Genomic DNA, 14,830 nt, shown 5'->3' with positions numbered 1-14,830 from the left:
TATAAATTGTCGGTTGCGGGTCGACCAGTGAATAAACATAATTCGCCACGCAATTCGTTGTCATATGGCTCACACCTTCTCTTCCATGTTGGTTTACATGTGGTTTTTGTGAGTGAGTCGACAGTGATTGTGGTGTTGTGTTTCTTCCTCTGCGGGAAGAAGGGCTAAATCAGGTCGATTTAACCCAGTCTGTCATCTGAATGTGTTTGGCGCCTCCGGTTGGATGGCGCCTTTTTTCTTATCCTCCCCTACACCCGGAACTGCCCCACCAGTTGCTGCTGCTTGTCCGCCAGTTGCGACAGCTCGCGCCCGTTGTCGGCGGAGGTCGCCGCTTCCGCCCGAATGGTATGGCTCACATCGCGAATGTTGCTGACGTTGCGATTGATCTCGTCCGCCACTCCGCTCTGCTCCTGCGCGGCCCTCGCGATCTGCTCGTTCATCTGGTGGATGGTGCCGACCGCCTGGATGATCTGCTCCAGCACGCTGACCGACTGCTCCACCTTGGTGAGGGTCAGATCCGCCTGGTGATGACCGGTCAGGATCGCCTTCACCACCGCCTCCGTCCCCGACTGCAACTGGCCGATGAGGTTCTGGATCTCGACGATGGCGTTCTGGGTTCGGCCCGCCAGGTTGCGCACCTCGTCGGCGACCACCGCAAAACCGCGCCCCTGCTCACCGGCTCGGGCCGCCTCGATGGCCGCGTTCAAGGCCAGCAGGTTGGTCTGCTCGGCAATCCCCTGGATCACCACCAGGATGTCGTTGATGTTGTCGCTGTTGGCGGAGAGGTGTTCCACCACTGGTTTGGCGTCGCTTATCACCGTCATCAGTCTGGACATGGCCTCCTGGGTCTGCGCCACCACGGACTTGCCCTCCTGGGCCGCCGTGTCGGCCTCATCGGCCGCCGCCACCGCCGCATTGGCATTGCCGGCGACCTGCAGGGCGGTAGCGCTCAACTCTTCAAACGCGGTCGCCACCAGATCCACCTCCTGATACTGGGACTGCATGCCGGCGCTGGTACGGGCTGCCCCTTGCGCCGCCAGGGCCGCACTGGCCCGGGTGCCCGCAACGGTGTCGATCACCTGGCTGATGGTGGATTGCAGCTTGTCCAGGAAGTTGTTGAACCACTTGGCCAGCTCGCCTATCTCGTCATCCCTGCGCAGATCGATGCGCTGAGTGAGATCCCCCTCCCCGCTGGCGATGTCCTTGAGGCGTGCCACCACGGCGCGGATGGGCGCCACGATGCGCTGGGCCATCAGCCAGATGCAGAGCAGGGCGAGCGCCGAAATCCCGCCACCTATGGTGAGCTGGGTGGCCACGCTGCGCTGGGCCTGATCCTCAAGCTCCCCTTGCAGTTGCAGGGCCGAGGCGAGCACCACGGCGCGGGGCAGCTCGATATAGATGCCCCACTTGCGATCCGTACCGCGCATGCTGACCGGCACGAAGGTCTGCAACAGTGCGCCATCCGGGCTCCAGCGCGTCACCACATCTCCCTTGGTCAGCCACCCCTTGAGATCCTGCGCCAACCCTTGCTGCTCCAGCAGATTGCCAAGGGCGACCGGGAACCCTTCCACGCCGGCCACCCGCCCTTCACTGCTGAGCAGGAGCACCTTGCCCTGCCCCTTGTAGAGGGTCCGGCCCATCTCTTCCACCAGGCTCTGCAGGGTCCCCAGAGAGATGTCGACCCCCACCATGCCAAGCAGGGAGCCCTGGTCCAGCAGCGGCACGGTCACCGAGGTCATCAACACCTGCTGGGTCCCCACCTCGTCCACATAGGGCTCGAGCAGACAGAGCGCCTTGCTGCGGATGCTGCAACTGTACCAGTCGTTCTCAAGACCGCCGTGTCCGGAGGGCTTGTCGTTGGCCAGCATCGCCTCGTCCATCACCTCCAGGTTGACCTTGCCGTCGACCCTGGCCCAATAGCTGGAAAAACGCCCCTTGTCGTTGGCGCCGAGCGCCGTCGACCCCTGATAGTTGTCATCCTCCCCGTCGAGCTGGTTGGGTTCGAATACCGCATAGACACCGAGCAGGTTCGCTGACGACTCCGCCGCATCCTGCAACTGCTGGTTGACGGCATTGCGCAGCGCCTCGGAGTGAACGAAGTTGTCGGCCGCGTTCTTGCGCTGGAACAAGATGCCCTCGGCAAGCAGGGTCGCCCTGAAGTAAGCCTCATCGAGGTAGCTGGTCACCCGGGCTGCCTGGGTCGCCCCCATGGCCTGCATCCAGTTTTCTGCCGCGTGCTGCCCCTCCAGGGTGGTGGAGGTGAGCACCTGCTCCTGCATGCGGGCCGCGTTGAAAAGAGAAGAAGCCACCAGCGCGACGGCACTGGCCAGCAGACAGCAACCGGCGATCAGGGTGATCCGTCCCTGAACAGAAAGAGAACTCATGCCACTATTTCCTAACGTCTACAGATGTGAACACTGTATCGGTTTTGGATACAAAAACTTAACTAAATCAGCAGAGATCCAGGCTTAATTGATTGATTTCACCCGCTCCGGGCAAACCAACGACCAGACCGAGCAGGCGAATGGGCTTTCCTTGAGCCCGTTGCAGTCCCTCGTGCAGCAGATCGTGGAAACGTGCCGCCTGATAACTCCCCTTGCGGTAGACGGTGGTCTGGTGAAAATCGGCAAACTTCAGCTTGATCCCCTGCCCCATCAGCATCTCCGCAGGGCAGGCCTTGGCAAAACGCTGCTCCAGCTCGGGAATGAGCCGGCTGAGTACCTGCCAGCAGGCGTCCTCGTCCAGCACATCGCTGGCGAGCGTCGTCTCTACGCCGATGCTCTTGCGCACCCGCCGGGCCTGCACCGGCTGATCGTCATGCCCCCAGATGCGGCCAGCCAGCATCTCCCCGAGCTTGCCGAAACGGGCGATCAGCTCCTCGTTGCCGAGCTGGCGGGCATCTTCGCACGAATACAGCCCGAGGGACTCCAGCCGCTCTGCCGTCTTGCGGCCGATGCCGGGCAGCTTGCCTAGGGGGAGCTGGCGCACGAACTCGTCCACCTCCTGGGGGCGAATGACGAACAGGCCGTCAGGCTTGCGCTGCTCGGAGGCGAGCTTGGCCAGAAACTTGTTCGGCGCCACACCGGCCGAGGCCGTCAGCCCAAGCTCGGCGCTGATGGCGGCACGGATCTCCGCCGCCATCAGGGTGGCGCTGCCACCGCAGCGGGGACTCTGGGTCACGTCGAGATAGGCTTCATCGAGGGAGAGCGGCTCCACCTGCTCGGTGTAGCGCAGGAAGATGGCGCGCAACTGGCGCGAAGTTTCTTTGTAGACGGCCATCCGCCCGGGGATCAGCACCAATGGCGGACAGAGCTTTCTGGCCAGGGCGCTCGGCATGGCGGAGCGCACCCCGAAGCGGCGCGCCACGTAGTTGCAGGTGGAGATGACTCCGCGTCGGTCGGCGGCGCCACCAATGGCGAGCGGCACCTCCCTGAGGGCCGGGTTGTCCCGCATCTCCACCGCGGCGAAGAAGCAGTCCATGTCGATGTGAATGATCTTGCGCATGGCCGTGTCTGTTGCTGTGTCGACAGCCTCCCGAACAGATCATAGGGATAGACCCTGGGCATCCGGCGAGGAGACGTGTCGAACGCCAAAAATACTGTATGGATAACCAGTTGAACGTTCCATGCTACCCCAAGCCTGTCATTTCTGCCAGTCTGCGCGCGGGCGCGGCGGCATAGACTCTCAAGGCCACATCCACACGAGACTCAAGGAGGAGAAGCATGAGCATCATCCGGGCGGGGCTCTGCCTGCTGCTGTTGCCGCTAGCGACCATGGCCAAGGATCACCCGACGGCCGAATGCAGCTGGCTGTACAAGCGCATCGAGATACTGGAAACCGCCATCAGGCAGGGGGATGAACTGGGCACCAGGGAGGAGCTGGCAAAGCGAAAGAAAGAGTTCAAGGCAAAGGCATGCAGCCAATATGACTACTGACCCCATGCCACATAAAGAACGAGCCGACCCAGGGGTCGGCTCGTTTCGTTGCAAGGCTGCCTTCAGAGCGATATCCGCCGTTAGATGATGCGGTTGTCCACCAGCATCTTGCGACGGGCCTCTTCCTTGGCCATCTTCTTCTTGCGGTTGTCACAAGGCTCGGGGCAGTCGCACTCCTTCTCGATCCCGATGGAACCCAGGCCGCCACAGGAGCCGGAGATGGACTTGCGCTGGAAAATGTAGCCGATGGCCATGGCCACCACGACCATCAGAAACACCCCGAAGGTGATCAGAAAGATCTGCATGTAAGTTACCCCTTACTTCTTGACCAGATATGGTTTGAAGGCATCCGAATAGGCCTCTTCGAACCCGTCATCCGTCTTGGTGATGGTGAAGATGGCCAGCCCCCGTTCCTTGGCATAGGCCAGGCTCTTCTCCGGCCCCATGACCATGAACACGGTCGCCAACCCGTCTGCAGTCATGCAGGAGGGGTGGATGACGGTCACCGACACCAGGCGGTGCTGGATGGTCTTGCCCGTCAGTGGATCCATGGTGTGGGAGAAGCGCTTGCCGTCCAGCTCGTAATAGTTGCGGTACTCGCCCGAGGTGGCCACCCCGTTGTCACCGGGCAGAATCACCTCCTGTACGGAACCGGCATTGACGGTCGGCTTCTCGATGGCGACACGCCAGGGATGCCCCTTGCCGTTGACACCGTTGATCCGCAGCTCGCCGCCGATCTCCACCAGATAGTTGCGCGCCCCCTGGGACTCCAGGTACTCGGCCACCTTGTCCACGCCAAACCCCTTGGCAATGGCGGAGAGATCCACGTAGAGGTCCGGGATGTCCTTTTGCAGGGTATCGGCATCGGCAGAGGTTATCACATGCAGATTGCCAAGGCCCGTCTTCTGCCGGGTCTGGGCGATCAGCTCGTCGGACGGCACCTTGGTCGGTCTGGCATCCGGCCCAAAGCCCCACAGATTGACCAGAGGACCGACGGTGACGTCCAGCGCCCCGCGGCTCTCGCGGCCAATGTGAATGGCCTCGGTCACCACCCGCGCGGTATCGCGGGAAACCACCACAGGGGTATTGCTCTTGTGCTGGTTGAAGCGTGACAGCTCGGAATCCGGGCGATAGGTCGACATCTGATCGTTGACCCGCTCCAGCAAGACATCGACCTCGGCTTGCAGCCTGGCGGCATCCTGAACGGCGCTATCCGCCACCTTGATGGAGTAGTAGGTACCCATGGTGCTGCCGGTGATGTGGATCTCCGGCTTCGATTGGACCGTTTCCTGACCGCACCCAGTCAAGAAAAAGGCTAGCCCGAAGGCTAGCCAGGTCTTTACAACGCTGTGCATGGATTAACCACCGAAGTCATCCAGCAGGATGTTCTCGTCTTCAACACCGAGGTTTTTCAGCATGTTGATGACGGCGGCGTTCATCACGGGAGGCCCGCACATGTAGAACTCGCAATCCTCAGGCGCCTCGTGGTTCTTGAGGTAGTTCTCGAACAACACGTTGTGGATGAAGCCGGTGTAGCCATCCCAGTTGTCTTCCGGTTGCGGATCGGACAGGGCGACGTGCCACTGGAAGTTGTCGTTCTCGGCCTGCAGCATGTCGAAGTCTTCGACATAGAACATCTCGCGCTTGGAACGGGCACCGTACCAGAAGCTCATCTTGCGCTTGGTCTTCAGACGGCGCAGCTGGTCGAAGATGTGGGAGCGCATCGGCGCCATACCCGCACCACCACCGACGAACACCATTTCGGCGTCGGTGTCCTTGGCGAAGAACTCGCCGAACGGACCGGAGATGGTCACCTTGTCACCAGCCTTCAGGCTGAAGATGTAGGAAGACATCTGGCCGGGAGGGGCAGTCCAGTTGCTGGGCGGCGGGGTTGCGATCCGCACGTTCAGCATGATGATGCCGAACTCTTCCGGATAGTTCGCCATGGAGTAGGCACGGATGATCGGCTCGTTGACCTTGGACTCCAGCTCGAAGATCTTGAAGCGATCCCAGTCGCCACGATACTCCTCGGGAATATCGAAGTTCTTGTACTGCACGTGGTGGGCAGGCGCTTCGATCTGGATATAACCACCGGCGCGGAACGGCACGCTCTCGCCATCGGGGATCTGCAGCTTGAGCTCCTTGATGAAGGTGGCCTTGTTGTCATTGGAGATGACGGTACAGTCCCACTTCTTCACGCCGAAGATCTCTTCCGGCAGCTCGATGTCCATGTCGGAGCGCACGGTGACCTGACAGGCCAGACGCTCGCCATGACGGGCTTCGCCCTTGCTGATGTGATCCAGCTCGGTCGGCAGGATGTCGCCGCCGCCGGATTTCACACGCACCTTGCACTGACCACAGGAGCCACCGCCACCACAGGCGGAGGAGACGAAGATACCACTGCCGGCGAGCACGCCAAGCAGCTTGCCACCCGCCGGGCTGGTCACAGCCTTGGCCGGGTCGCCGTTGATGCTGATTGTCACGTCACCGGCGGTCACCAGCTTGGACTTGGCGAACAGAATGACTGCCACCAAGGCCAGCAGGATCACGGTGAACATGACCACACCCAGAATAATTTCCATCTATATTTCCTTTCCGATTACAGGGAAATACCAGAGAAGGACATGAAGCCCAGCGCCATCAGACCCGCGGTGATGAAGGTGATGCCAAGGCCACGCAGGCCTTCCGGAACATCGGAATATTTCATCTTCTCGCGGATCCCTGCCATCGCGACGATGGCCAGCATCCAGCCTGCACCCGAACCCACGCCATAGACCACGGACTCAACGAAGTTGTAGTCACGCTGCACCATGAAGGAGACGCCACCGAAGATGGCGCAGTTCACTGTGATAAGCGGCAGGAAGATACCGAGGGCGTTGTAGAGGGCCGGGAAGTACTTGTCCAGCGCCATCTCCAGGATCTGTACCAGGGCCGCGATCACCCCGATGAAGGTGATGAAGCTCAGGAAACTCAGATCCAGACCGGATACCAGGGCACCGTCTTTAAGCACGTAGTTGTAGATCAGGTTGTTGGCCGGGACGGCAACGGTCTGAACCACGATAACGGCAATCCCCAGGCCCATGGCGGTCTTGACCTTCTTGGACACCGCCAGGAAGGTACACATCCCCAAGAAGAAGGAGAGCGCCAGGTTCTCGATGAAGATCGAGCGAATCAACAGACTGATATAGTGTTCCATACCTTAATCCTTCGCCTCCACCTGCTTGGGATCCTTGGTGCGCACGCCCCAGATGATCAGACCAATGATGAAGAACGCACTCGGCGGCAGCAGCAGCAGGCCGTTGGGCACATACCAGCCACCATTGTTCACCAGCGGCAGCAGCTCGATGCCGAACCAGGTGCCGGAACCCAGGATCTCGCGCACGGTGGCCACGGTCAGCAGCACGGCGCCATAACCCAGACCGTTGCCGATACCGTCCAGGAAGGAGGGCAGCGGGGCACTCTTCATGGCGTAGGCTTCGGCACGACCCATCACGATACAGTTGGTGATGATGAGACCAACGAACACCGACAGTTGCTTGGAGATGTCATAGGCATACGCCTTGAGCACCTGGTCAACCACGATAACCAGCGAGGCAATCACCGCCATCTGGGCGATGATCCGCACGCTGTTCGGGATCTGGTTGCGGATCAGGGAGATGAACAGGTTGGAGAAGGCGGTGACCGCGGTAACGGCCAGCGTCATCACGAACGCCGTCTTCATCTGGCTGGTAACGGCCAGCGCGGAACAGACACCCAGCACCTGCAGTGCGATGGGGTTGTTGCCGAGCACAGGCGTCAACAGCAACTTTTTCATTTCGCTCTTGTCAGCCATTGTTGATTTCTCCTGCACGTACCTTGGCCAGGAAGGGACCGAAGCCCTTGGGGCCCATCCAGAAGTCGAAGGTGTGCTGTACACCATTACCGGTCAGGGTTGCACCAGACAGGCCGTCGATTTCATGCTCGGAACCAGCCGGAGCATGGCCCTTGATCACCCGCAGCGCAGGCTGACCGTTCTGGTCGAACAGCTTCTTGCCGACGAACAGCTCGCGCCAGGCCGGGTTCTCGATCTCGCCACCCAGACCCGGGGTTTCACCGTGGTCATAGTAGGTGATGCCCTTGATGGTCTGACCGTCGGCCGCGACCGCTACGAAGGCATACATGGTGGACCACAGACCCTGGCCGTAGATCGGCAGGATGATGTTGTCGACCTTGCCTTCGGCATCTTTCGCGAAGAACACGGGAACCAGCTTGGAGATCTGACGCAGGCCGGCCTTGTCGTCGGCCGGGGCCAGACGGATGCTCTTGGCCGGATCCTTGGCGGCAACCTTGGTGTCGAAGTTGTCGGCGTCGCCTTCAACGAACTCACCGCTGGTCAGATCCACCAGACGCGCTTCAATCTTGTCGCCATAGAGCTGGGCCAGATCACGCTTGGCCACGGCGCTGATGTCGACGCCGGCGACGGACAGGATGTTGCTTTGCTTGTCCAGTGCCTTGTTTTCCAGCTGGGCCGGACGCAGACCCACGGCAGCCACGGAGACCACGATGGAGCAGACCAGACACAGACCGGTCACTACGGCGAGGGTGCCGGTAGTAGAGTCTTTATTAAACGCCACGTGCGATCCTCCGCTTGATGTTCGCCTGCGCCACGAAATGGTCAAACAAGGGGGCAAACAGGTTGGCGAACAGAATGGCCAGCATCATGCCTTCCGGGAAGGCGGGGTTCACTACCCGGATCAGCACCACCATCACGCCGATCAGGGCGCCATACCACCACTTGCCCTTGTTGGTAAAGGCAGCGGAAACGGGGTCGGTCGCCATGAAGGCCATGCCGAACGCGAAGCCACCCAGCACCAGGTGCCAGTGCCACGGCATACTGAACATGGGGTTGGTATCGGAACCGATGACGTTGAACAGCAGGGAGGTCGCGACCATGCCGACCATGACGCCGGCGATGATGCGCCAGGAGGCGATGCGCATGTAGACGATCATGGCTGCGCCGATGAGGATCATCAGGGTGGAAACTTCACCGATGGAACCGGGCAGGTTGCCAAGGAAGGCGTCCATCCAGCTGATGGCTTCACCGGTGGCACCGTTGATCAGCGCCATCTGGCCGCCCTGGGCCCACTGGCTCAGTGCGGTTGCGCCGGAGAAGCCGTCAACGGCAACCCAGACCGCATCACCGGAGATTTGACCCGGGTAGGCGAAGAACAGGAAGGCACGACCCGCCAGCGCCGGGTTCAGGAAGTTTTTGCCGGTACCACCGAACACTTCCTTGGCCAGCACCACACCGAAGGTGATACCCAGGGCAGCTTGCCACAGGGGCAGCTCGGGCGGCACGATCAGGGCGAACAGGATGGAGGTCACGAAGAAGCCTTCGTTGATCTCGTGCTTGCGCACCATGGCGAACAGCACTTCCCAGAAACCACCGACGATGAAGACGGTGATGTAGATCGGGAAGAAGTGCGCCGCACCGATCAGCATCTTGCTGCCGATGCCGGCGACGGCCGGATCCAGCGAGGCACCGAACAGGGTGGCCAGGGCGTATTGCCAGGAATCGGCACCGGCCGCGCTGCCCATGTGGGCGATGGCGGCGATGGACTGGTTGCCGACGTTGTACATGCCCCAGAACATGGCCGGGAACACGGCCAGCCACACCATGATCATCATGCGCTTCAGATCGATCGCATCACGGACGTGGGCGGCATTGCGGGTCACGGAACCCGGGGTATAAAACAGGGTGTACGCCGCTTCGAACAGGGCATAGTACTTGGCGTACTTGCCACCCGGCTCGAAGTGATGTTCCATATTTTCAAGAAGTTGCTTGAAACTCATCGCTTAACCTTCCAGTTCGATCTTGGTCAGGCACTCACGCAAGACGGGGCCGTACTCTGTCTTGCCGGGGCAGACGAAGGTACAGAGCGCCAAATCTTCCTCATCCAGCTCCAGGCATCCGAGCGCCTGCGCGCTGTCGGTGTCACCGGAGATCAGATCCCGCAGCAGCAGGGTCGGCAGGATGTCGAGCGGCATCACACGCTCATAGTTGCCGATAGGCACCATGGAGCGATCACTACCGTTGGTGGTGGTAGTGAAGTTGATGAGTTTGCCCTTCATCAGGTGAGAGAGGGTGGTACGGGTGATGGAGAACTTGTTGGCACTGGGTTTGACCCAGCCCATGAACTCTTTCTCACGGCCTTCGCCCAGCACGCTCACCTGGTTGTGGAAGCGACCCAGGTAGTCATGGACCCCTTCGGCCTTGGCACCGCTCAGCAGGGAACCGGAGATGATGCGGTTTTCGTCCGCACGCAGCTCGTTGTTGGTCAGCTGGCTGAGGCTGGCACCCAGACGGGTACGCAGCAGACGCGGCTTGATGACGTTCGGGCCAGCCAGGGAGATCACCTTGTCGGTGAAGATCTGGCCGGTGGTGAACAGCTTGCCGTAAGCGATCACGTCCTGATAGTTGATGTGCCACTGCACCTTGTTGGCACCGACCGGATCCAGGAAGTGGATGTGGGTGCCCGGCAGACCGGCGGGATGCGGACCAACGAACACGGCTTCCTTGACCTGGGCCAGGGAGGAGTGCGGCAGGCTGGCTTCGCCCTTGCAGACGTGGACGGTACCATCGGTCAGGCGGGTCAGCACGGCCAGACCGTCGAGAAAGGCCTGGGCCTGCTCCTTGATGATCAGCTCCGCACTGGCGGCCAACGGGTTGGTGTCCATGGCGGTAACGAAGATGGCGCGCGGGGTGGAGCCCAGGGCCGGCACCTTGCTGAACGGGCGGGTACGCAGCGCGGTCCATTGGCCTGATGCGACCAGGATCTCCTGCACCTTGCTGCGCTCGAGCTGTGCCAGCTCGGCGGAGGCAAAATGCTCAAAGGTCACCTGCTCGTCGGACCCATCGATGTCGATGACGACGGACTGGAGAACACGCTTGGCACCACGGTTGATCTCAGAAACCACACCGGTGGCAGGGGCCGTGAATTTAACGCCGGGATTCTTCTTATCTTCGAAGAGCTCCTGACCTTTAATGACGCGATCACCTACTTTGACAAACATAGTAGGACGCATCCCCACGAACTCTTCGCCGAGTGTAGCAACACGGGTGATGGCCGGGCCATCGTAGATTACTTGCTCCGGAGCACCCAGCACGGGGATGTCCAGTCCTCTTTTAATTGTAATCATACTCACTTGCACTACCGTTAAGGGAAGACAGGTTGGTTAGCGCCGAGAAATACATCACGACGAGTTGTTGAATGAGCCCGTCAACATCGCGGAAAGCTGTCGAAGAAATAAACAAATCAGCAACATACAGGATCATTCAAAAGCGCCTGAGTTTACCACCTTAGGCGAGTTAGCCGCCACGCCAAATGGGGAAAATCCCCGCCCTATCACAAAATTAACCTTCACTGAATATTTCGCGCACGTCCTTGCAAACCGTGGTTTTAAAGGACCTTTCGCAAAACTAACCATATAGAGGTATTTTTCAGGCGTAAGGAAAAGGATTAGAAAAAATAATGCTACACCCCTCATCCCTGGCGGCACACCATTCGTGATAGCGTTGTTAATGGCCCGAGGAAGGCGCCATCAGAAGGTCCAACGGCTCACGCAAAGGGGGATTTGCTGACGCAACCCGGCGTCTTTGGCGCCTGCTCCCTGGCCTGCCACTCGGATTCGGTATAGGTATGCAACGCCAATGCATGAATGGCTCCCGCCAGCTCGTCGGCCAGCACCCCGTTCACCTGACGATGGCGCCCCAGCAAACGCTGTCCCTCAAACGCCTGGCTCACCACGACTACCTTGAAGTGGCTTTCGGAGCCCGGTGCCACCCTGTGCATGTAGCTTTCATTGATCACTTCCAGGTGGCTCGGGGAGAGCGCGGCGGCCAGCTTGGCCTCTATCTGTTGTTGCATGCTCACGGTAAGGACTCCTCGTTGAATATCCGGCCATTGTAGCCAGGGTTGTGCGCCCGATGCATCAGGTACGAAGGATCCGCTCGCTCTCGCCGTACCGGACTGGTGAATTTCTCCGCCGCCGCTAGAATAGCGCCACTTTCACCGCTGCCGGGCAACACGGGGCAGACGGTCGCCATTCATCAATCACACGTTGGACTCTTGCCTATGCAAACCCTGCTCGACACGGCCCACTGCCGCCTGACCCTGTATCGTTACCCGCGGCAGAGCCAGGACCCTCTGCAGGCCTGGGATGCGGCGGACGAGTACCTGATAAGCCACCTTGCCGAATCGCAGCAGGCACCTGACGGCCCCGTCATCATCATGAACGACGGCTTCGGCGCCCTGGCAGGCTATCTGCATGCCCACGCCCCCGTCTGCGTGACCGACTCCCACATCAGCGAGCGGGCCACCCTGGCCAACCTGGCGGAAAACGGGCTGGCTCCCCACGCCATCACCCTGCAGGATGCGCTGGCCCCCCTGCCCGATGCCCCCGCCCTGGTGGTGATCAAGGTCTCCAAGTATCAGGCGCTGCTGGAGCAGCAACTGCTTGCCCTGCGCGGGGTCGTGACCCCTGCGACCCGCATCATTGCTGCCGGCAAGGCCAAGGACATCCACACCTCCACCCTCAAGCTGTTCGAAAAGTATCTGGGGGAGACCCGCACCTCGCTCGCCTGGAAGAAGGCACGCCTCATTCATTGCACCCCGGCCGCCGAGCGCCCGTCCCTGACCAGTCCCTTCCCGACCGTCTGGCCGCTGGAAGGCACCGACATGCTCATCCACAACCATGCCAACGTGTTCTCGCGCACGAGCCTGGATATCGGCGCCCGCTTCATGCTGGACAACCTGCCCATCCACAGTGCCCGCAGGGTGATCGATCTGGGATGTGGCAATGGCGTGCTCGGGCTCTCCCTGCTCACGCGCGACAGCGAGGTGGAGGTGACCTTCATCGACGAATCCCGGATGGCGGTGGCGTCCGCACGGCTCAACGTCGAGCACAACCTGCCCGATGCCCTGCCCCGTGCCCACTTCATGGTCAACAACTGTCTCGATGACGTTCCCGTCGGGGCAGCGGACAGGATCCTCTGCAATCCCCCCTTCCATCAGCTGCAGGCGATCACCGATCACATCGCCTGGCAGATGTTCAGCGACGCCCATCGGGTGTTGCCTCAGGGGGGCGAACTCTGGATAGTAGGCAACCGTCATCTGGACTATCACAACAAACTCAAGCGCCTGTTTGGCAACGCACAAGTCGTTGCGTCGAACAGCAAATTCGTTATTTTGAAAGCCATCAAACGCTAAAGATAAAGCTAAAGGAAACCCATGATGAAAAAGTCACTCTTGCTGCTGGCCGCTCTGGTATTAGGCGGTTGTGCTACTCACTGGCCCGAGAGCGCCCTGCTCAACCCGCAAGTCATCCCCTCCAACCAGCAGTATTACTCCGGCAACCGCATCACCATGGAAGGGGTGGACAAGCGTGAAGCCGCCTATGTCTTCTCCATCAAGAAGAAAGAGAAGGCCCCTGTGCTGGTGAACAGCAGTCAGCCTCTCAACAGCCTGCTGGCTGAAAAACTGGCGGAAGGGCTGCGCAGCCAGGGCCTGGAAGTGGGCAACAGCGGCACCACCAACCTGACGCTGGCCATCTCCACTGCCGCCGTCACCGTGGAAGAGAAGACCTTCACCTATGTCACCAAGTCCCGCGTCAGCCTGCAGGTGATTGCCGACTTCCAGGGCAGCAAGCTGACCAAGCAGTTCAACATGTCCTCCAGCAAGGAGGGCCCGGGCGAGCCGAGCATGGCCGATCTGGAATCCACTCTGAACCAGCAACTGGGCAGCGTGCTGCAGCAGATCATGGCCGACGAGGCGCTGCGCGGTTATCTCAAAGGTCAGCCGAGCTGAGCGAGGACATATAAATGAAGAAACTCTGGTTACTGGTCACCCTGATCGCCCCCCTGGCTTTTGCCGGTCAAAAAGTCCAGATGGAGACCAACCATGGCACCATCGTCGTGGAGCTGGCCCCCAAACAGGCGCCCCAGACCGTGAAGAACTTCCTGCGCTACGTGGCAGACGGCAGCTATGACGGCAGCCTGTTCCACCGGGTGATCCAGAACTTCGTGGTGCAGGGTGGAGGCTACAACCAGCAGTTCCAGCCCCTGCCGACCTTCGATCCCGTGGTCAACGAGTCCAGAGGCGGCCTGCCCAACAAGCGCGGCACCATCGCCATGGCCCGCACCCAGGCGGTCGACAGCGCCACTCGCCAGTTCTATTTCAATCTGGTGGACAACGACAACCTCAACGCCAATGCCGGCGCCGGTTACACCGTGTTCGGCCAGGTCGTGAAGGGGATGGAGGTGCTGGACAAACTGGCCCAGGTCCAGACCGGCTACAGCTCCATCCTGCGTGCCAACGACGTCCCCACCAGCCCCATCATCCTGAAGAAAGTGGTGCTGCTCGCGGACAAATAACGCGGCCCGGATCACATTCCACCGCGTCCCTGAACGGGTCACCGGTCTCTTTTTCTATACTCTGCTCCCCGATGTGTGCCACGCATCGGGGAGCAGAACCAGAAGGAGGAACCGGTGACCTGTCATGATTACATAGCCCAACACGCCGGCCCGCTGGCCCAGGCGGTTCGCCATTTTCTGGCACGCAAGATTCCCTACCAGCAGCTGGAGGACTTGAGCTGGCAGCTCCTCTCCCATTGGCAGGCGCTCTGCGTGATCCCCATGGACAAAACCCCCGCCAACGCACAGGAAGGAGTGTTCTGGCATCTGCTTCACAGCCTGCACCTGTGGGATGAGCAGCGCCTCCTTTGTGATGACGCGCTGCGCCTGCAACTCATGGCCTGCGCCAATTTTCTCGCCGACGGGGGCCCCTGCCCGCACCACTGCATCGGCTCACGCCCCTGAAACCTGCCGCTCCCCCCTCGGCTTGCCTTGGCTACGCCTG

At 60.5% G+C, this 14,830-nt stretch carries 16 protein-coding genes; 5 read left to right on the top strand and 11 right to left on the bottom strand.

The annotated features are described in order from the left end of the window. Window positions 1-248 precede the first annotated feature (248 nt). Window positions 249-2,384 (bottom strand): methyl-accepting chemotaxis protein, encoded by a 2,136-nt coding sequence (locus AB5Y80_RS00835; RefSeq protein WP_042015878.1) that lies wholly within the window; start codon window positions 2,382-2,384, stop codon window positions 249-251. Between the two features lie 67 nt (window positions 2,385-2,451). Continuing rightward, window positions 2,452-3,504 (bottom strand): DNA polymerase IV, encoded by a 1,053-nt coding sequence (gene dinB / locus AB5Y80_RS00830; RefSeq protein WP_010673373.1) that lies wholly within the window; start codon window positions 3,502-3,504, stop codon window positions 2,452-2,454. A 218-nt stretch (window positions 3,505-3,722) separates the two neighbouring features. Between dinB and AB5Y80_RS00825 the strand changes: the two genes are divergently transcribed. Then, window positions 3,723-3,935, top strand: coding sequence for a hypothetical protein (locus AB5Y80_RS00825; RefSeq protein WP_039040708.1), 213 nt, complete (start codon window positions 3,723-3,725; stop codon window positions 3,933-3,935). 80 nt (window positions 3,936-4,015) lie between these two features. Here the strand turns inward: AB5Y80_RS00825 and nqrM are convergent, their stop codons facing one another. The 9 genes from nqrM to AB5Y80_RS00780 all read right to left on the bottom strand — a co-directional run bounded on the left by nqrM (window position 4,016) and on the right by AB5Y80_RS00780 (window position 11,842). Then, window positions 4,016-4,240, bottom strand: a complete 225-nt coding sequence (nqrM, locus tag AB5Y80_RS00820) for a (Na+)-NQR maturation NqrM (protein WP_010673371.1) — start codon at window positions 4,238-4,240, stop codon at window positions 4,016-4,018. Window positions 4,241-4,252: 12 nt separating this feature from the next. Further along, a complete protein-coding gene (locus tag AB5Y80_RS00815) occupies window positions 4,253-5,290 on the bottom strand; it encodes an FAD:protein FMN transferase (protein WP_368172413.1) in 1,038 nt (345 codons plus the stop codon). Window positions 5,291-5,293: 3 nt separating this feature from the next. Further along, complete coding sequence (gene nqrF, locus AB5Y80_RS00810) at window positions 5,294-6,517, bottom strand: NADH:ubiquinone reductase (Na(+)-transporting) subunit F (protein ID WP_010673369.1); 1,224 nt, start codon at window positions 6,515-6,517, stop codon at window positions 5,294-5,296. A gap of 17 nt (window positions 6,518-6,534) precedes the next feature. After that, window positions 6,535-7,131: an NADH:ubiquinone reductase (Na(+)-transporting) subunit E gene (nqrE, locus tag AB5Y80_RS00805; protein WP_005303538.1), complete on the bottom strand. Its 597-nt coding sequence runs from the start codon at window positions 7,129-7,131 to the stop codon at window positions 6,535-6,537. A 3-nt stretch (window positions 7,132-7,134) separates the two neighbouring features. Then, entirely contained in the window at window positions 7,135-7,767 is a 633-nt protein-coding gene (locus tag AB5Y80_RS00800; protein ID WP_005303545.1) for an NADH:ubiquinone reductase (Na(+)-transporting) subunit D, read from the bottom strand. Further along, window positions 7,760-8,548, bottom strand: a complete 789-nt coding sequence (locus tag AB5Y80_RS00795) for a Na(+)-translocating NADH-quinone reductase subunit C (RefSeq protein WP_324032268.1) — start codon at window positions 8,546-8,548, stop codon at window positions 7,760-7,762. The genes AB5Y80_RS00800 and AB5Y80_RS00795 overlap by 8 nt, the downstream gene beginning before the upstream one ends. Further along, complete coding sequence (locus AB5Y80_RS00790) at window positions 8,538-9,767, bottom strand: NADH:ubiquinone reductase (Na(+)-transporting) subunit B (protein ID WP_010673367.1); 1,230 nt, start codon at window positions 9,765-9,767, stop codon at window positions 8,538-8,540. The genes AB5Y80_RS00795 and AB5Y80_RS00790 overlap by 11 nt, the downstream gene beginning before the upstream one ends. Before the next feature lie 3 nt (window positions 9,768-9,770). Beyond that, complete coding sequence (locus AB5Y80_RS00785) at window positions 9,771-11,114, bottom strand: Na(+)-translocating NADH-quinone reductase subunit A (protein WP_257706924.1); 1,344 nt, start codon at window positions 11,112-11,114, stop codon at window positions 9,771-9,773. Window positions 11,115-11,533: 419 nt separating this feature from the next. Beyond that, a complete protein-coding gene (locus AB5Y80_RS00780; protein WP_010673364.1) occupies window positions 11,534-11,842 on the bottom strand; it encodes a BolA family transcriptional regulator in 309 nt (102 codons plus the stop codon). A 207-nt stretch (window positions 11,843-12,049) separates the two neighbouring features. On the opposite strand from AB5Y80_RS00780, the gene AB5Y80_RS00775 reads away from it, so the two are divergent. From AB5Y80_RS00775 to AB5Y80_RS00760, 4 genes are all read left to right on the top strand, one after another. Beyond that, complete coding sequence (locus tag AB5Y80_RS00775; protein WP_042877855.1) at window positions 12,050-13,183, top strand: methyltransferase; 1,134 nt, start codon at window positions 12,050-12,052, stop codon at window positions 13,181-13,183. A 24-nt stretch (window positions 13,184-13,207) separates the two neighbouring features. Further along, complete coding sequence (locus AB5Y80_RS00770) at window positions 13,208-13,780, top strand: YajG family lipoprotein (protein ID WP_039040711.1); 573 nt, start codon at window positions 13,208-13,210, stop codon at window positions 13,778-13,780. Between the two features lie 14 nt (window positions 13,781-13,794). Further along, entirely contained in the window at window positions 13,795-14,346 is a 552-nt protein-coding gene (locus AB5Y80_RS00765) for a peptidylprolyl isomerase (RefSeq protein ID WP_010673361.1), read from the top strand. Window positions 14,347-14,460: 114 nt separating this feature from the next. After that, window positions 14,461-14,790, top strand: a complete 330-nt coding sequence (locus tag AB5Y80_RS00760) for a hypothetical protein (RefSeq protein WP_042877853.1) — start codon at window positions 14,461-14,463, stop codon at window positions 14,788-14,790. Window positions 14,791-14,830 lie beyond the last annotated feature (40 nt).

The organism is Aeromonas sp. R2-1 (assembly GCF_040908425.1).
Classification (GTDB): domain Bacteria; phylum Pseudomonadota; class Gammaproteobacteria; order Enterobacterales; family Aeromonadaceae; genus Aeromonas; species Aeromonas caviae.
Note: the sequence above shows the minus strand (reverse complement) of the source record. Positions and strands in the feature narration are given on the sequence as shown.